The following is a 16934-nucleotide window of genomic DNA, read 5'->3' as shown; positions in this document are numbered from 1 at the left end:
GCGGGCGCGGGCGCGACCCGCCCCGGCCGCCCGGGGGCCGCCCGGGGGCGGCTCAGGAGCCGGGCTCGGGCGGGACGTCGGGGGGCAGAACCTGCGGGCCGGCCTCGGGCGGGCGCGGGCGGTCCTGCGGGTGCAGGCGCACGGCGACCAGGGCGACGTCGTCCTCGGAGGCGGAGGGCCGCAGCCGCTCCAGCACGGCGTCGCACAGGTCGTCCAGCGGCGCGTCCGCGAGCTCGGCGACGGTGCGCTGCAGCAGGGCCACGCCCTCGTCGAGGGACTGGCCGCGCCGCTCCACGAGGCCGTCGGTGTGCAGCAGCACCGTCGTGCCGCGCTCGAGGACGACGAGGGACTCCGTGCGCGGCGTGGCCGGGTCGACCCCGAGCAGCAGGTCCGCCTCGCCGCGGGCGAGCAGGCCCACCGTGCCGTCAGGGTGCAGCACGACGGGGTCGGGGTGCCCGGCGTTGGACCACCGCAGCCGCGTGACGCCCCCGGCGCGCTCGTCGCGGGTCTGCTCCAGGCGCGCGACGACCGCCGTGGCCGTCGTCCCCACCTGCAGCCCCTGGATGGCGGCGTCCAGGCCGCTGAGCACGTCGGCGGGCCCGGAGCCGCTGTGGAAGGCGATGCCGCGCAGCAGGCCGCGCAGCTGCCCCATCGCGGCCGCCGCCGCCACGTCGTGCCCGACGACGTCCCCGATGACCAGGACGGTGGCGCCTGAGGGCTGCAGGAACGCGTCGTACCAGTCCCCGCCGACCTGGGCGGCGTGGGCCGCGGGCAGGTAGCGGACCACGACCTGCAGGTGGTCCGGCTCCGGGGGGTCGGTGAGCAGGGAGCGCTGCAGGCCCTCGGCGAGGCGCCGCTGGCTCTCGTACAGGCGGGCGTTGTCCAGGGCCATCCCCGCGCGCGAGGCGACGTCCCGCGCCGTGTGCAGGTCCTGGCCCACCAGCGGGGTGCCCCCCGGCGCGGAGAAGAGGGTGACCAGCCCGACCGTGCGCCCGCGGGCGGTCAGCGGCAGGACGGCGAGGGAGTCGGGCGCCAGGGAGGCGAGCACGTCGCGGGCCTCCCCCGGCCGCAGGATGTCGTGCAGCGCCCGCGAGGCGCCGGTAGGCACGACCACCGGCTCCCCGCGGCGCAGGGCCTGCATCACGAAGGACTCCGGGGTCAGGGAGTCCAGGCGGGAGTTCGCGTAGCGGGCCACCACCGGGCGCAGCGCGGGGTCGTCGTGCCACCAGCCGATGTCCCGCAGCCGGCCGTCGTCCTCGATGAGGGTGACGATGCACCAGTCCGCGAGGCTCGGCACGAGCAGGCGAGCCAGGCGCGCGACGGCGGTGGCGGGGTCGAGGGCGCCGGTGAGCTCGGCGCTGACCTCCGCGAGCAGCGCCAGGCGCGCCGCGGCGCGCTCGGCCTGCTCCTGGGCCCGCCGGCGCTGCGTGATGTCGAGGAAGTACACCGACAGCCCGTCCGGGCCCGGCCACGCCCGCACCTCGTACCAGCCCTCCAGGGGCGCGGGGTAGTACGCCTCGAAGGCCACGGGCTCCCCCGTCGCCACCGCCCTGCGGTAGGACTCCTCGAAGACGCTGCCGACCGTCGCCGGGAACAGCTGCCAGACGACGCCGCCGATCAGCTCGGCGCGGGTGCGCCCGAGCAGCCGCTCGGCCTCGGCGTTGACGTAGCTGAAGCGCCACTGCTCGTCGAGGGCGTAGAAGGCCGCCGACATCGTCTCGAGGACCCGGGCGATGGTGGCCTCGCGCGTGCGCTCGGCCGTGGTGTCGTAGGCGGCGCCGAGGAGGCGGGCGGCGGTGCCGCCCTCGTCGCACAGCGCCCTGCCCCGCGCCTGCACCCACCGCACCTCGCCCGACGGCAGCACGATGCGGTACTCGGCGTGGAAGTCCCCGCAGACCGAGATGGCGTCCTGCATCGCCCCGGTGACGTCGGGCAGGTCGTCGGGGTGCACGCGGCGGTCGAACGCCTCGATGGTCGCGTCGAAGGTGGCCTCGTCGTAGCCGAAGATCTCCACGAGCCGGTCGTCCCACGTCAGGCGGCCGGTGCGCAGGTCCCAGTCGAAGCTGCCGATCCCGGCCGCGTCGATGGCCAGCTGCCAGCGCAGGCGGCTGCTCTCCAGGTCCGCGGGGAGGTCCGGGGGCCGTGGCGCGGGCAGGTCCGCCGGGACGCCGTCCAGCGCCCGCGCAGCGGGCGCGCTCCGCGTGATCTCCCCGTCCCCACCACCGTGCATCGTGCTCACCACGCCCGTCCTGGCTCCTCCTGTCGCGGGCGCTCGACCGGGCGCCGGGCGCAGGCCCCTCCGACCTTAGCGGCGCCGCCCCGCCGCCGGGCGCCGTTCGGGTGACCTCGCCCGGACGACCTGCGCCTGACCCGCGCCTGAGCCCCGCCCGGGTGTCCTGGGGTCGGGCGCGCCGCATCACGGTTGTGCGTCGATCGGGGCCGGCGGGTCCTGCGGTGGCAGCCGTGACCTAGGTTTCAGCGCCATGAGCGACGTCGCGCGCGAGCCCCTCGTCGTCCTCGACCGGGTCAACAAGCACTTCGGCGCCCTGCACGTGCTCAAGGACGTCGACCTGACCATCGGCCGCGGCGAGGTCGTCGTCGTCATCGGGCCCTCCGGCTCGGGCAAGTCGACGCTGTGCCGGGCGATCAACCGGCTGGAGACGATCGAGTCGGGGAGCATCACCCTCGACGGGCAGCCGCTGCCGCAGGAGGGCAAGGACCTCGCCCGCCTGCGCGCGGACGTCGGCATGGTCTTCCAGTCCTTCAACCTCTTCGCCCACAAGAGCGTGCTCGAGAACGTCGTGCTCGGGCCGACTCGGGTGCGCCGGGTGCCGCGGGTGGAGGCGGAGCGGCGCGCGCGCGAGCTCCTCGAGCGCGTCGGGGTCGCGGACCAGGCCGACAAGCACCCCGCGCAGCTGTCCGGCGGGCAGCAGCAGCGCGTCGCCATCGCCCGGGCGCTGGCCATGGACCCCAAGGTGATGCTCTTCGACGAGCCGACGTCGGCCCTCGACCCCGAGATGATCAACGAGGTCCTCGACGTCATGACCGGCCTCGCCCGCTCGGGCATGACCATGGTCGTGGTCACCCACGAGATGGGCTTCGCCCGCCGCGCCGCGGACCGCGTGGTCTTCATGGCGGACGGCGAGGTCGTCGAGCAGGCGGCGCCCGAGCGCTTCTTCACCGCCCCGACTTCGGTGCGGGCCCAGGACTTCCTGTCCAAGATCCTCACGCACTAGTCCACTCCCGGAGGGAACCCATGACCGCACGACGCACCACCTTCGCCGCCGCCGGGGCGGTGCTGCTGACCCTCACCGCGTGCGGCGGGGGCGGCGAGGAGGCGGCCGAGGAGCCGGCGGCTTCCGTGGAGGAGGCCCCGGAGTTCGAGGCCGGCACGACCATGGCCGAGATCGCCGAGGCCGGGACGATGACGATCGGCACGAAGTTCGACCAGCCCGGCTTCGGGCTGCAGGGCCTGGAGGGCGCCCCCGAGGGCTTCGACGTCCAGATCGCCACCTACGTCGCCGGGCAGCTCGGGATCGCGCCCGAGGACATCTCCTGGGTCGAGGCCCCCAGCGCCCAGCGCGAGGACCTGATCGTCAACGGCACCGTCGACCTGGTCGTGGCGACCTACACGATCAACGACACCCGCCGGGAGCGGATCACCTTCGCCGGCCCCTACTACGTCGCCGGCCAGCAGATCATGGTGGGCGCCGACGAGGAGCGGATCTCCGGGCCGGAGGACCTGCGCGCCAACCCGGACGTCACGGTGTGCTCGGTGACGGGCTCGACCCCGGCCGAGAACATCCGCCAGTACCTGGCCGCCCCCGAGCAGCTCGTGGAGTTCGAGGTCTACGACGACTGCGTGACGGCCATGGAGAACGGCCAGGTGCAGGCGGTGACGACCGACAACGTCATCCTCACCGGCTACGTCGCCGAGTCCGACGGCGCGTTCAAGCTCGTCGGCGAGCAGTTCACCGAGGAGCCGTACGGCATCGGCATCGCCAAGGGCGACGTCGCCTTCTGCGAGTTCATCAACGACTCGCTCGCGCAGGCCGCCGAGGAGGGCTACTACGAGGAGGCCTGGACGTCGACGGCCGGCCAGTTCGAGGGCACCGAGGTGCCGGAGCTGCCCGAGCCGGACGAGTGCGTCTGAGGTCCTGCCCGCGCCCGGTGCCCCGCCCGCGCGGGGCACCGGGCGCCGCCCGCGCCCCAGCAGACCCCCCAGCAGGCCCCCCAGCAGGCCCCCCAGCAGGCCCGAGGAGGTGACCGCGTGGACCCGGTGCTCGACAACCTGCCGCTGTTCTGGAGCGGCTTCCTGCGCTCGCTCGGCATCGCGCTGTGGGGCGCGGCCGGCTCCCTCGTGCTCGGCACGCTGGTCGCCGTCTGCCGCATCTCGCCCGTGCCGGTGCTGCGGGCCTTCGGCGCGGCGTACGTGACGCTGCTGCGCAACACGCCGCTCGCCGTGCTGCTGTTCTTCTTCGCCTTCGGCATCCCCGCGCTCGGCGTCCGCGCCGGCTTCTACACCCTCGGGGTCACGGCGCTGGTGCTGTACACCGCGGCGTTCGTCTGCGAGGCCGAGCGCAGCGGCATCAACGCCGTCCCGGCGGGCCAGGCGGAGGCCGCGCGCGCGATCGGGCTGCGCTTCTCCCAGACGCTCGGGCTCGTGGTCCTCCCCCAGGCGCTGCGCGCGGTCGTCCAGCCCCTCGGCAACGTGCAGATCGCGATGATCAAGAACTCGGCGGTGGTGGGGGCGTTCGGCGTCGGTGGCGAGCTGTTCAGCGTCTACAACCGGCTCACCAGCGCCCAGGGCTACCCGCGCCTACCGGTGCTGACGGGCGTCGCCATCGGCTTCCTCGTGATGACCCTGACGGCGAGCGCGCTGCTCGCCGTCACCGAGCGCCGGCAGGCGGTGCCCCGGTGAGCGCCCCGGGGGCGACGGTCCTGTTCGACGCGCCGGGCCCGCGGGCGCGGCGGCGCACCCGCCTGGTCTCCGTCGCCGCCGGCGCCCTGCTGCTCGCGCTCGTCGTCGCGGCCCTGGTGCGCCTGTCGGCGCGGGGCCAGCTGGACGCCGAGCTGTGGGCGCCGCTGGTCGACCCGCGCACCGAGGAGTTCCCCGTCGTGTGGGGCCGCCTCGCCGAGGGGCTGTCCTTCACGCTGCGCGCAGCGACGGCCGCCACCGTCGCCTCCGCGGTGATCGGCGTCGCGATCGCCGCCGCCCGCCTGAGCCTGGGCCGCTACAGCCGCCTGCCGCTGGTCGGGGCGGTCGAGCTCCTGCGCGGGCTGCCCGTCGTCGTGACGATCTTCTACGTCAGCGTGCTGCTGCCCGAGGTCGGCCTGGACGTCGGCAACTTCTGGTTCCTCGTCGTCGGCCTGACCGCCTACAACTGCGTGATCATCAGCGAGATCGTGCGCGCCGGCGTCGTGGCGCTGCCCCGCGGCCAGGCGGAGGCGGGGCTGGCGGTCGGGCTGACGCGCGGGCAGACGATGCGCTTCGTCCAGCTGCCGCAGGCGCTGCGCGCCATGCTGCCCGCCCTCATCAGCCAGCTCGTGGTGATCATCAAGGACACCGCGCTCGCCTCGATCGTCCTCGCCAACGTCCGCGACGTGATCTGGCACGCCGACCGGATCCGCGGCTCGCTGGACGACCCGCTGCAGATGTACGCCGTCGTCGCCGTGCTGTTCGTCGTCATCTGCCTCGCGCTGGACCGCCTCGCGCACGCCGTCGACCGGCGGCTGGGACGCGCGCGCACCTCGAGGGCGAGCACCGCGGCCACGCGCGCCAGCGAGGCGACCACCGGCGCCTGAGCGGCCGCCGGACCGCCCGCCCGAAGCCCGCGAGGTGCCCGGCGTTCGCCCGACCGGCTGACGGGACGACACGGCGGCCGTGCTGCCCGCGGTGGCGCCATGATCGTCGTCGTGGCGCGCGGACCCGGAGCCGGCCGTGGACCGCACCGGAGCGGTCGCACCGCCGCGCCGTACGCGGTCACCCTCGCGGGACGGCCCCTGACCGTGGACCCGCGCCACGCGCACACCCCCCGCGTGCTGAGCGAGGGGCGGGAGCTGGAGCGGGACCGGTGGGGCTCCTACGTGCTGCGAGCCGCTGACGGGCGAGTGCACCGGGTCGAGGTCGGCTTCGACTGGGCGCAGCTCGGGACGACGGCCGCCGGGCCGCTGGCCGGGAGCACCGGCACCGAGGCGCTGCAGGCCTAGGCCGCCCGTGGTGCGGTCTGCCCGCGCGCTCAGTCGTCCAGCGGGCCGGGGTGGCCACCGAGCGCGTCCTCGTCGGCGCCCTCGGCGGCCAGGGCCTCGCGCACCACGCGGACGGCGAGCCCCTGGGGGTACCCCTTGCGGGCGAGCACGCCCGCGAGCCGGCGCAGCCGCACCTCCGGCTCCAGGCGCGCCGTGGCCGGCAGGCGCCGGGCCACCAGGGCCCGGGCGGCTGCCTCCTCGTCGTCGGCGTCGACCTGCTGCAGCGCCCGCTCCGCCGTCTGCGGGTCGATGCCCTTCGAGCGCAGCTCGTGCGCCAGGCCGCGCCGCGCCAGGTGGCGCGTGGCGTGCCGCGAGCGCACGAGCATCGCCGCGTAGGCCTCGTCGTCGACGAGCTGGACCTCGACGAAGCGGTCGAGCACCTGGGCGGCGACGTCCTGCGGGACGCCCTTGCGGGCCATCGCCCGCTCCAGCTCGACCCGGCTGCGGGGTGCAGCGGTCAGCTGGCGCAGGGCGATGGCCCGGGCGACGGCGTGGGGGTCGGCGTCCGCAGCGGTCTCGCCGCCGCGGCGCGCGTCGTCCTCCGGGGGCTCAGGCGCCGGTCGAGGCACGGGACGTCCTCCTCCGAGGCGGCACCCGCCGGGTCACCGTCAGAAGTCGACCGGGACCACGACCGGCGCCTCCGCCGGCGCGTCGACGCGCGGACCCACGCCGAGCTTCTCCTTGATCTTCTTCTCCAGCTCGTCGGAGAGGTCGGGGTTGTCGCGCAGGAACGCCCGCGCGTTCTCCTTGCCCTGCCCCAGCTGGTCGCCCTCGTAGGTGTACCAGGCGCCCGACTTGCGCACGAAGCCGTGCTCGACGCCCATGTCGATCAGGCCGCCCTCGCGGGAGATGCCCTGGCCGTACAGGATGTCGAACTCCGCCTGCTTGAACGGCGGGGAGACCTTGTTCTTGACCACCTTCACGCGCGTGCGGTTGCCGACGGGCTCGCTGCCGTCCTTGAGGGTCTCGATGCGCCGCACGTCCATGCGCACGGAGGCGTAGAACTTCAGCGCCTTGCCGCCGGTCGTGGTCTCGGGCGAGCCGAACATCACGCCGATCTTCTCGCGCAGCTGGTTGATGAAGATCGCCGTGGTGCCCGAGCTGCTCAGGGCGCCCGTGATCTTGCGCAGCGCCTGGGACATCAGCCGGGCCTGCAGGCCGACGTGGCTGTCGCCCATCTCGCCCTCGATCTCCGCGCGCGGCACCAGGGCGGCCACGGAGTCGATGACGATGATGTCCAGGGCGCCGGAGCGGATCAGCATGTCGGCGATCTCGAGGGCCTGCTCGCCGGTGTCGGGCTGGGAGACGAGCAGGGCGTCGGTGTCGACGCCGAGCTTCTTGGCGTACTCGGGGTCGAGCGCGTGCTCGGCGTCGATGAAGGCGGCGATGCCGCCCTTGCGCTGGGCGTTGGCCACGGCGTGCAGCGCGACCGTCGTCTTGCCGCTGCTCTCCGGGCCGTAGATCTCGACGATGCGGCCGCGGGGCAGGCCCCCGATGCCCAGGGCCACGTCGAGGGCGATGGAGCCCGTCGGGATGATCTCGATCGGGGGGCGGGACTCGTCGCCGAGCCGCATCACCGAGCCCTTGCCGAACTGCTTGTCGATCTGGGCCAGCGCGATGTCGAGGGACTTGGAGCGGTCTGCCGGAGCGGGCATGTCCTCACCTCAGGTCGGGAGCACCCGTCGGGTGCGTCGGTGTCGTCGGGGACGACGGTAGGTGCCACCACCGACAGTCCGGGAGCCCCGCGGCCGACCTGTGGACGGACGGCACCGGGTGCCCGGCACGACGGCCATCCTACGAACACGCGTTCGAGATCGGAAGCCGCGGCGAGCTGGAGGACGTGGACGAGCGTCCTGGCGGCGACCTCGCCGAGCAGCAGGTCGGCGAGGGGCTAGCCGCAGGAGGGCGCCGCCTCCGGCGCGTCGCCGGCCAGCAGCCGGGAGAGCACCGAGACGGGCACGGCGTAGGACTGGCCGCCGGCGGTGGCCCCGGCGTAGACCACGCCGACGACCTCGCCGGTGGCGTCCAGCAGGGCGCTGCCGGAGCTGCCGTGCTCGACCGGCACGTCCGTGGCGACCACCTGCTCGGCCATGGCGCCGATCGGGTCGTCGGCCATCCCGAGCACCTGCCCGCTGCTCTTGGTCATGGGCCCGCCGAGGGGGAAGCCGACGACGCTGACCGGGTCCCCGGTGCTCGGGTCCTGCGCGGCGAGCGGCACGTGGGAGGGCAGCTCCTGATCGGTGCGCACGACCGCGAGGTCGGCGATGGTGCTGATCCCGGCGGTGGAGACGGTCAGCTCCTGCCCGTCGTACGTGCTCACCTGCAGGGCCTCGGCGCCCTCCACGACGTGCTGGTTCGTGATCAGGGTCCGCTCGTCGACGGCGAAGCCGGAGCCGGTGGCGATGCCGGACCCGCAGCGGACGTTGCGCACCCGCACCGCGGCGCGCTCGACGGCGTCGAAGCCCGCGACCCGCCCGGCCGGCGAGCGGGCCCCGTCCTCCTGGGTGGTCCCGGCCTCGGTGGCCGTGGGTGACGGGGGCGCGGACGAGGGAGCCGCGGACGACGGCGCGGTGGACGGCGCCGCGGTGGACGGCGCCGCGGTGGACGACGGCGCGGTGGACGGTGGGTCCTGCGGCGGGCGCGGCACGGCGCAGCCGGCGAGCAGGGCAGCGCACGAGGCGGCGGGCAGGACGGCGGCGAGGGCCCCCGCACCGCCCGCGCGCCGCGCGCGCAGGGCGCCGCGCAGCGGGTGCGGGCGGGAGCGCGCCACCCTCAGCCCTCCAGGGAGACGACGAACTGCTGCTGGAGCTCCTGCGCCTGGGCGCAGGCCGCGTCGGCGCCGCTGGCGGTGCGCTGGGCGAGCGCGTAGTCGTAGTCGGGCGAGGCGAGGACGACGTCGAGCAGCTGGCGCATGGACGACGCGCAGGTGCCCATCGCGGTGGCCACGTCGGCCGCGGACCGCGCGACGTCGAAGTTGCGCTGGGCCTTCTGCGCGTTGGCCTCGCGCTGGTCGGCCACCTGCGCCTTCTCGTCCGACAGCGCGCGCACCCGGTCGCTGGCCTGGCCGAGCTCGTCCTCCACGGCCGTCGCCCGCTCCTGCAGGTCGGCGTGCTGGGCCTGCAGGTCGGCCAGCTGGGCCTGCAGGTCGGCGCGCTCGGCGGACACGAGCTCGGCGCGCTCCTGCCAGCGCCCCGCGACCGCGTACAGGTAGGCGCCCGCGCCGACCGCGGCGAGCAGGGCGACGACGAGGACCACCACGACGGTCCGCCGCTGGGGGACCCGCCGGCGGGCCGGCGGCGCGCTCACCGCTGCCAGGCGCTCGTCGATCGACATCAGCCCTCCTCCTCCTGCCGCGGCGCCGTCCACGGGCCGTGCCGCGCTCCCGCCCGGAACGCCGTGCGACCCATCATGGACGGCTCGGCCGCGCCGCGGTGGCGGTTCCGGCGAGCGCGCCGGTCAGCGGGCGCGGCGCCGGCGCGGGTCGAGCCACCGGCGCTCCTCCGGCACGTCGAGCGCGTCGCACAGGGCGACCCACACGTCGCGGGGCGGCACGCCGTCCGCGAGCGCCTGGCGCGCGGTGCGGTCCCCGAGGACGCCGAGGACCTGGTCCTGCAGGACCGAGTCGGCGTACGGCCGCCCGAACACCTGCTCGGCCAGCTGCTCGAACTCGCTCGCCCGCACCCGCGCGAGTGTGGCACGCAGCCGCCGGCACCGGCGGGTGGCGCCGGCGGGTGGCGCGCCCGCGTGCCGGGCGCCTTCCGGGTCGCGGCCCTCCTCGAGGCCCTCACGTGGGCGGGCCTGCTGGTCGGGACGTGGGCCGAGCGCGTCGCGCGGACGACGGAGGCCGGCGTGGAGCTGTTCGGCCCCCCGCACGGGGCCGCGTCCACCGCCTGCGTCGCGCTCGCCCTGGTGGCCGCGCGCACGCTGCGGTGGCCGGCCCGGACGATGCTGCTGGCGCTGGCGGCGAGCGTGCCGCCGGTGGCCACGGCGCTGTTCGAGGCGTGGGCGCGCCGCGCCGGGAGGCTGGCGCCGCCCGCCCGAGCCGGCGGCCCGAGCGGGTGACGGGAGGGCGCGGGCGGGCGCGCTGTCGGACCCCGGTGTCACGATGCCCGGATGGCCCAGCGGCGTGGCACCCCCGCCACCACCGGCGTCGGTGACGACGGCGACGTCCTCGAGCGCTTCTCCGCGCCCACCCGCGACTGGTTCCGCGGCGCCTTCGCCGCGCCCACCGCGGCGCAGGAGGGCGCGTGGCGGGCCATCAGCGCCGGGGACCACGCGCTCGTCGTCGCCCCGACCGGCTCCGGCAAGACGCTGTCGGCCTTCCTGTGGGCCCTGGACCGGATCGCGACGTCCCCCGTTCCGGAGGACCTCCAGCGCCGCTGCCGCGTCGTCTACGTCTCGCCGCTGAAGGCGCTGGCCACCGACGTCGAGCGCAACCTGCGCGCGCCGCTGACCGGCATGCGCCACGCGGCGCAGCGCCTGGGGCTGCCGCTGCCGGAGGTGTCCGTGGCGCTGCGCTCCGGGGACACGCCGGCCCAGGAGCGCCGCGCCTTCACGCGCACGCCGCCGGACGTGCTCATCACCACCCCGGAGTCGCTGTTCCTGCTGCTGACCTCCGCAGCGCGCGAGGTGCTGGCGGGGGTCGAGACGGTCGTCGTCGACGAGGTGCACGCGGTGGCGGGCACCAAGCGCGGCGCGCACCTGGCGCTGACCCTCGAGCGCCTCGACGCGCTCCTGCCGGTGCCCGCCCAGCGGATCGGGCTGTCCGCGACCGTGCGCCCGGTGGAGGAGGTCGCGCGCTTCCTCGCCGGGGCGCGCCCCGTCGGCACCGCGGTCCCCGGCGGGGACGCGGCGGGCGGCGCGGTCGCCGGGGACGGCGGCGGGCGCCCCGTCACCGTGGTGCAGCCGCCCTCGACCAAGGTGGTCGAGCTCGAGGTCGTCGTCCCCGTGCCCGACATGGGCGAGCTCGGCCAGCGCACCGAGGACCTCACGGGGCTGGCGGCCGGGGCCGAGCCGCGCGCGTCGATCTGGCCGGCGGTCGAGGAGCGCGTGGTCGACCTCGTGGCCTCGCACCGCTCCACGCTCGTCTTCGCCAACAGCCGCCGCCTGGCGGAGCGGCTGACGACCCGGCTGAACGAGATCTGGGCCGAGCGCGCCGCGGCCGAGCAGGCGGCGGAGCAGGGCGTGGAGCAGGGTGCGGAGGAGGCGGGGCCGGACGAGGACGGCGGGGTGGCCGTGGGCGCCGCTGCCGCGCAGACCCCGTCCCGGCCGCCGGCGCAGGTGATGGCCCAGGCGGGGCGGGGCGGCGCGGCCCCGGCCGTGCTGGCCCGCGCCCACCACGGGTCGGTCAGCCGCGAGCAGCGCAGCCTCATCGAGGACGACCTGAAGTCCGGGCGGCTGCCGGCGGTGGTGGCCACCTCCAGCCTGGAGCTGGGCATCGACATGGGCGCGGTCGACCTGGTGGTGCAGGTGGAGTCCCCGCCCAGCGTCGCCAGCGGCCTGCAGCGGGTCGGGCGCGCCGGGCACCAGGTCGGCGCCGTCAGCCACGGCGTGGTCTTCCCCAAGTACCGCGGCGACCTCGTGCAGACCGCCGTGGTCACCGAGCGGATGCGCGCCGGGGCGATCGAGGCGCTGCGCGTGCCGTCGTCCCCCCTCGACGTCCTCGCCCAGCAGGTCGTGGCCATGACGGCGATGGAGGACTGGCCGGTCGACGACCTCGAGCGCGTGGTGCGGCGCGCGGCGCCCTTCGCGGGCCTGACGCGGGGGGTGCTCGAGGCCGTCCTCGACATGCTCTCCGGGCGCTACCCCAGCGAGGAGTTCGCCGAGCTGCGCCCCCGGATCGTGTGGGACCGCGTCGCCGGCACCCTCTCCGGTCGCCCCGGCGCCCAGCGGCTGGCGGTGACCAGCGGCGGCACGATCCCCGACCGCGGCCTGTACGGGGTCTTCCTCGCCACGGGCGAGGGGCCGGGGCGGCGCGTCGGCGAGCTCGACGAGGAGATGGTCTACGAGTCGCGCGTGGGCGACGTGTTCACGCTCGGCACGAGCACGTGGCGCATCGAGGACATCACGGCCGACCAGGTGCTCGTCTCCCCCGCTCCCGGCCTGCCCGGCAAGCTGCCCTTCTGGCACGGCGAGGCCCTCGGGCGCCCCGCCGAGCTCGGTCGGGCCGTCGGCGCGTTCGTGCGGGAGGTCGGCGCGCTGGACGACGAGCGGGCGCGGGCCCGCGCGCGCGAGGCCGGGCTCGACGAGTGGGCGGCGGACAACCTCCTCGCGTACCTGCGCGAGCAGCAGGAGGCCACCGGCCACCTGCCCGACGACCGCACGATCGTCATCGAGCGCTTCCGCGACGAGCTCGGCGACTGGCGCGTCGTGGTGCACTCCCCCTTCGGCGCCCAGCTGCACGCGCCGTGGGCGCTGGCGGTGGGGGCGCGGCTGCGCGAGCGCTTCGGCGTCGACGTGCAGGCGATGTCCGCCGACGACGGCCTCGTGCTGCGCCTGCCGGACCTCGACCTGCTCAGCGGGCTCGGCGACGACCTCGGGGCCAGCCTGACCGGGGCGGGCGGCGGCTCCGGGCGCAGCGAGGCGCCCGACGTGCTCGAGGCCGTGCTCGTGGAGCCGGAGGACGTCGAGACCCTCGTGACCGCGGAGCTGGGCGGCTCCGCGCTGTTCGCCTCCCGCTTCCGCGAGTGCGCGGCCCGCTCCCTGCTCCTGCCGCGGCGCCGCCCGGACCGCCGCACCCCGCTGTGGCAGCAGCGCCAGCGCGCCGCGCAGCTGCTGGAGGTCGCCAGCCGCTACCCCTCGTTCCCCGTCGTGCTGGAGACGGTGCGCGAGTGCCTGCAGGACGTCTTCGACGTGCCGGCGCTGGCCGACCTCATGCGCTCCCTGCGCTCCGGCGCCGTGCGCGTGGTGCAGGTGACGACCGAGCAGGCCTCCCCCTTCGCGCGCGGGCTGCTGTTCGGCTACGTCGCGCAGTTCCTCTACGAGGGCGACACCCCGCTGGCGGAGAAGCGGGCCGCCGCCCTCTCCCTCGACCCCACCCTGCTGGCCGAGCTCCTCGGGCGCGGCGACGGCGCCTCCCTGGCCGACCTCCTCGACGCCGAGGCGCTGGCGCGCACGCAGGCGGAGCTGCAGCGCCTGGCCGAGGACCGCCGCTGCCGCGACGCCGAGGACGTCGCCGACCTGCTGCGCGTGCTCGGGCCGCTGGGCACCGCGGAGGTGGCGGCCCGCTCGCGCGCCGACGAGCCGGAGGCGGCGCGCTGGCTCGCCGAGCTGGAGGCCTCCCGCCGCGTGATCGCCGTGCGGATCGCGGGCGAGGCGCGGTGGGCGGTGGTCGAGGACGCCGGGCGCCTGCGCGACGCCCTCGGGGTGCCGCTGCCGGTCGGCGTCCCCGAGGCGTTCACCGCCCCGCTGCCCGACCCGGTCGCCGACCTCGTCGCCCGCTACGCGCGCACGCACGTGCCGTTCACGGCGGCGGTGGTGGCCGCACGGCTCGGCACGGGCGTGGCCGTCGTCACCGACGCCCTGCGCCGCCTGGAGCGCTCCGGGCGCCTGGTCTCCGGCGACCTGCTGCCGCCCGAGGTGCGCGCGTCGCTGGACGGCGCGGTGCCCGGCACGCCCGGCTCGGTACCGGACTGGTGCGACGCGGAGGTGCTCCGCCTGCTGCGGCGGCGCTCGCTGGCCGCGCTGCGCGCCGACGTCGAGCCGGTGCCGCCGCGCGACCTGGCCCTGTTCCTGCCCGGCTGGCAGGGCGTCGGCTCCCGGCTGCGCGGAGCGGATGGCGTGCTGCGCGTCGTGGAGCAGCTGGCGGGCGCGGTGCTGCCCGCCAGCGCGATCGAGTCCCTCGTGCTGCCGGTGCGCGTCGAGCGCTACGCGCCCGCGCTGCTCGACGAGCTGACCGCCTCCGGAGAGGTGCTCTGGCGCGGGCACGGCGCGCTGCCCGGCGACGACGGCTGGGTCTCCCTGCACCTGGCCGACTCCGCCGCCGTCACCCTGGCGCCGCCGGAGGACGACCTCGAGCTCACCGACGCCCACGCCCGGGTGCTCGAGGCGCTCTCCGGCGGCGGGGCCTACTTCTTCCGCGCGCTGTCGGATGCGGTGGGCTCCACCGTCCCCCGCGAGCGGGAGGCGCCCCCAGACGCCGCGCTGGCGGACCTGCTGTGGGACCTCGTGTGGGCGGGGCACCTGACCAACGACACGCTCGCGCCGCTGCGGGCGCGCCTGGCCGGGGGGCGCACCGCGCACCGGGCCCCGCGGGCGGCGCCGCGGGCCCGCTACGGGCGCCTGCGCCCGGGCCGGCCCGGGCGGCCCGGCGCCGGGGCGCTGCCGGCGCGCTCGGGGCCGCCGACGGCGGCGGGCCGGTGGTCGCTGCTGCCCCAGGCCGAGCCGGACGCCACGGTGCGCGCCGCCGCGACGGCGGAGGTGCTGCTCGACCGGCACGGCGTCCTCACCCGCGGCGCCGTGGCCGCCGAGCGGCTGCCGGGGGGCTTCGCCGCCGTGTACCGCGTGCTCGCGGCCATGGAGGAGGCCGGCCGGGTGCGCCGCGGGTACTTCGTGGAGGGCCTCGGCGCCTCGCAGTTCGCCAGCACCGGCGCCGTCGACCGGCTGCGGGCCGCGGCCCGCCCGCTGTCGGCGGTCGGCGCCGGCCAGTGGCAGCCCTCCGACCACCGCGGGGCGGGCGGCGCCGAGGCCGACCGGCCGCGCACCGTCGTGCTGGCCGCCGCGGACCCCGCCAACCCGTACGGGGCCGCCCTGCCCTGGCCCGAGCGCGAGGCCGTGCCCGGGCGCGAGGGCGCCGTCCCCCGCAAGCGGGAGGTGCCCCCAGGCGCGGGGCACCGGCCCGGGCGCAAGGCGGGGGCGCTGGTGGTGCTGCTGGACGGCGACCTGGTCCTCTACGTCGAGCGCGGCGGGCGGACCCTGCTCTCCTTCACCGAGGACCCGCAGGCGCTGCAGGCCGGCGCGGACGCGCTCGCCCTGGCCGTGCGCGACGGGGCCCTGGGCCGGCTCACCGTCCAGCGCGCCGACGGGGAGGGCGTGCTGGCTCCCGGGGGCTCGGCGCTGGGCGCCGCCCTGGAGGCCGCGGGCTTCACCGCGACCCCGCGCGGGCTGCGGGTTCGCGCGTGAGCCGGCCCGGCGGCGCCTGCGGCGTGGCACGCTGACCCGCATGGGCGCGGTCCACGACGGCATCGACGAGCGCCTCGCGGCGTGGCTGCTCGAGCAGCCGGTGTTCTTCGTCGGCACGGCGCCGCTGGACGCCGACGGGCGCGTCAACGTCTCCCCCAAGGGCATGGCCGGCACCTTCGCCGTCCTGGGCGCCTCCCGCGTGGCGTACCTCGACTACACCGGCTCCGGGGTGGAGACCATCGCCCACCTGCGCGAGAACGGCCGGATCGTCGTGATGTTCTGCGCCTTCAGCGGGCCGCCGACCGTCGTGCGGCTGCACGGGCGCGGGCGCGTCGTCCTGCCCGACGACGCCGACTTCCCCGCGCTGCGGGCGCGCTTCCCGAAGGAGCGCACCCGGGGCCAGCGCTCGGTCGTCGTCGTCGACGTCGAGCGCGTCGCCGACTCGTGCGGGTACTCCGTGCCGCTGATGGACCTGCGCGCGGACCGCGACGTCCTCGACCGGGCGCAGGGCCGCCGCGACGACGCCTACTTCGCCCGGTACTGGCGCACGCGCAACGCGCGCAGCATCGACGCCCTGCCCGGACTCGACCCGGGCACCGATCCGGGCACCGATCCGGCACCGGGGGCCTGAGCCGGTGCCCGAGGGCGACGTCGTCTGGCGCACCGCGCAGCGCCTGAACACCGCGCTCGCCGGGCAGGAGCTGCTGTCCGGCGACCTGCGCTGGCCGTCCCTGGCGGCCGCGGACCTGTCCGGGCGCACCGTGGTGGAGGTCGTCAGCGCCGGCAAGCACCTGCTGTGCCGCACCGCCGCGGCGGGCGGGGCGCCGCTGACCCTGCACAGCCACCTGCGCATGGAGGGCTCCTGGCACGTGCACGCCACGGGGGCGCCCTGGCGCACGGCCCGCGCCGCGCACGCCGTGCGCGCCGTGCTCGTCACCGCGCGCTGGACCGCCGTGGGCCACCGGCTGGGGATGCTCGACCTCGTGCCCACGGACCAGGAGCACCGCCTGGTCGGGCACCTCGGCCCGGACGTGCTCGGGCCCGGCTGGGACCCGCAGCGGGCGCTGGAGAACCTGCGCGCCGATCCCGACCGCGCCGTCGGGGAGGCGCTGCTCGACCAGCGGGTGCTGGCGGGCGTCGGCACGTTCTTCATGGCCGAGGCGCTGTTCGTGCGGGGCGTGACCCCGTGGACGCCGGTGCGCGACGTCCCCGACCCCGCCGGCCTGGTCGCGCTCGTGCACCGCATGCTCGACACGTGCCGGCACGAGGTCGCCCAGTCCACGACGGGCGATCCGCGACCGGGGCGGCGGCAGTGGGTGCACGCTCGCTCGGGGCAGCCGTGCCACCGCTGCGGCACGACGGTGCGGGTCGCGATGGTCGGGCGCGCGCCGCAGGACCGCACCGCCTTCTACTGCCCCCGCTGCCAGCGCGGCCCGGCACCGACGGACACCGGCCTGCCGCAGCGGCCCCTCGGGTCGGCGCCCCGAGCCGGGGGACGCCGGACGGCGCACCGCTCGCCGCGCTGAGGCCTGGCCGCCGCTGCGGCACCGTGCGAGCCTGCGCGG

Annotated in this window: 15 protein-coding genes; 9 read left to right on the top strand and 6 right to left on the bottom strand. The window is 76.8% G+C overall.

Going from position 1 to position 16934, the window contains the following annotated elements; all coding sequences use genetic code 11:
- Positions 1–52 precede the first annotated feature (52 nt).
- Positions 53–2230 carry a SpoIIE family protein phosphatase gene (locus BLS82_RS06460; protein WP_092864869.1) on the bottom strand — a complete coding sequence of 726 codons (2178 nt, stop codon included), beginning with the start codon at positions 2228–2230 and terminating at the stop codon, positions 53–55.
- A 253-nt stretch (positions 2231–2483) separates the two neighbouring features.
- On the opposite strand from BLS82_RS06460, the gene BLS82_RS06455 reads away from it, so the two are divergent.
- The 5 genes from BLS82_RS06455 (at position 2484) to BLS82_RS06435 (ending at position 6210) form a co-directional block, all read left to right on the top strand.
- Positions 2484–3236, top strand: coding sequence for an amino acid ABC transporter ATP-binding protein (locus BLS82_RS06455; RefSeq protein WP_092863053.1), 753 nt, complete (start codon positions 2484–2486; stop codon positions 3234–3236).
- A 20-nt stretch (positions 3237–3256) separates the two neighbouring features.
- The gene (locus BLS82_RS06450) at positions 3257–4153 is read left to right on the top strand and encodes a glutamate ABC transporter substrate-binding protein (RefSeq protein ID WP_092863050.1); all 897 of its coding nucleotides are present in this window, start codon (positions 3257–3259) and stop codon (positions 4151–4153) included.
- A 117-nt stretch (positions 4154–4270) separates the two neighbouring features.
- On the top strand, positions 4271–4921 hold the full coding sequence (locus BLS82_RS06445; RefSeq protein WP_092863046.1) for an amino acid ABC transporter permease: 651 nt from the start codon (positions 4271–4273) through the stop codon (positions 4919–4921).
- Positions 4918–5805, top strand: coding sequence for an amino acid ABC transporter permease (locus BLS82_RS06440; protein WP_092863044.1), 888 nt, complete (start codon positions 4918–4920; stop codon positions 5803–5805). Before BLS82_RS06445 ends, BLS82_RS06440 begins: the two co-directional genes overlap by 4 nt.
- A 111-nt stretch (positions 5806–5916) precedes the next feature.
- A complete protein-coding gene (locus tag BLS82_RS06435) occupies positions 5917–6210 on the top strand; it encodes a hypothetical protein (RefSeq protein ID WP_143028763.1) in 294 nt (97 codons plus the stop codon).
- A gap of 29 nt (positions 6211–6239) precedes the next feature.
- Here the strand turns inward: BLS82_RS06435 and BLS82_RS06430 are convergent, their stop codons facing one another.
- From BLS82_RS06430 to BLS82_RS06410, 5 genes are all read right to left on the bottom strand, one after another.
- A complete protein-coding gene (locus BLS82_RS06430) occupies positions 6240–6818 on the bottom strand; it encodes a regulatory protein RecX (RefSeq protein ID WP_092863038.1) in 579 nt (192 codons plus the stop codon).
- Between the two features lie 39 nt (positions 6819–6857).
- Entirely contained in the window at positions 6858–7904 is a 1047-nt protein-coding gene (gene recA / locus BLS82_RS06425; protein ID WP_092863035.1) for a recombinase RecA, read from the bottom strand.
- Between the two features lie 236 nt (positions 7905–8140).
- Entirely contained in the window at positions 8141–9019 is an 879-nt protein-coding gene (locus BLS82_RS06420) for a S1C family serine protease (protein WP_218123679.1), read from the bottom strand.
- 2 nt (positions 9020–9021) lie between these two features.
- Positions 9022–9582, bottom strand: coding sequence for a hypothetical protein (locus BLS82_RS06415; protein WP_092863032.1), 561 nt, complete (start codon positions 9580–9582; stop codon positions 9022–9024).
- A 123-nt stretch (positions 9583–9705) separates the two neighbouring features.
- The gene (locus BLS82_RS06410; RefSeq protein ID WP_092863029.1) at positions 9706–9930 is read right to left on the bottom strand and encodes a DUF3046 domain-containing protein; all 225 of its coding nucleotides are present in this window, start codon (positions 9928–9930) and stop codon (positions 9706–9708) included.
- 63 nt (positions 9931–9993) lie between these two features.
- Here BLS82_RS06410 and BLS82_RS06405 point away from each other — a divergent pair, with 63 nt between their 5' ends.
- The 4 genes from BLS82_RS06405 to BLS82_RS06390 are packed head-to-tail and all read left to right on the top strand — an operon-like array spanning position 9994 to position 16895.
- Positions 9994–10311 (top strand): DUF3817 domain-containing protein, encoded by a 318-nt coding sequence (locus tag BLS82_RS06405; RefSeq protein WP_092863026.1) that lies wholly within the window; start codon positions 9994–9996, stop codon positions 10309–10311.
- Between the two features lie 51 nt (positions 10312–10362).
- Complete coding sequence (locus BLS82_RS06400; RefSeq protein ID WP_092863023.1) at positions 10363–15369, top strand: Lhr family helicase; 5007 nt, start codon at positions 10363–10365, stop codon at positions 15367–15369.
- Between the two features lie 40 nt (positions 15370–15409).
- Positions 15410–16000, top strand: coding sequence for a pyridoxamine 5'-phosphate oxidase family protein (locus tag BLS82_RS06395; RefSeq protein WP_092863020.1), 591 nt, complete (start codon positions 15410–15412; stop codon positions 15998–16000).
- Positions 16001–16004: 4 nt separating this feature from the next.
- Positions 16005–16895 (top strand): DNA-formamidopyrimidine glycosylase family protein, encoded by an 891-nt coding sequence (locus BLS82_RS06390; RefSeq protein WP_092863017.1) that lies wholly within the window; start codon positions 16005–16007, stop codon positions 16893–16895.
- Positions 16896–16934 lie beyond the last annotated feature (39 nt).

Source organism: Quadrisphaera sp. DSM 44207 (assembly GCF_900101335.1).
GTDB lineage: Bacteria > Actinomycetota > Actinomycetes > Actinomycetales > Quadrisphaeraceae > DSM-44207.
This window is presented reverse-complemented; position numbering and strand designations above follow the sequence as displayed.

Coding starts and splice junctions, on each gene's coding strand:
- recA (WP_092863035.1), bottom strand. CDS start 7,904: ATGCCCGCTCCGGCAGACCGCTCCAAGTCCCTCGACATCGCGCTGGCC.
- BLS82_RS06455 (WP_092863053.1), top strand. CDS start 2,484: ATGAGCGACGTCGCGCGCGAGCCCCTCGTCGTCCTCGACCGGGTCAAC.
- BLS82_RS06450 (WP_092863050.1), top strand. CDS start 3,257: ATGACCGCACGACGCACCACCTTCGCCGCCGCCGGGGCGGTGCTGCTG.
- BLS82_RS06460 (WP_092864869.1), bottom strand. CDS start 2,230: ATGCACGGTGGTGGGGACGGGGAGATCACGCGGAGCGCGCCCGCTGCG.
- BLS82_RS06400 (WP_092863023.1), top strand. CDS start 10,363: ATGGCCCAGCGGCGTGGCACCCCCGCCACCACCGGCGTCGGTGACGAC.
- BLS82_RS06415 (WP_092863032.1), bottom strand. CDS start 9,582: ATGTCGATCGACGAGCGCCTGGCAGCGGTGAGCGCGCCGCCGGCCCGC.
- BLS82_RS06395 (WP_092863020.1), top strand. CDS start 15,410: ATGGGCGCGGTCCACGACGGCATCGACGAGCGCCTCGCGGCGTGGCTG.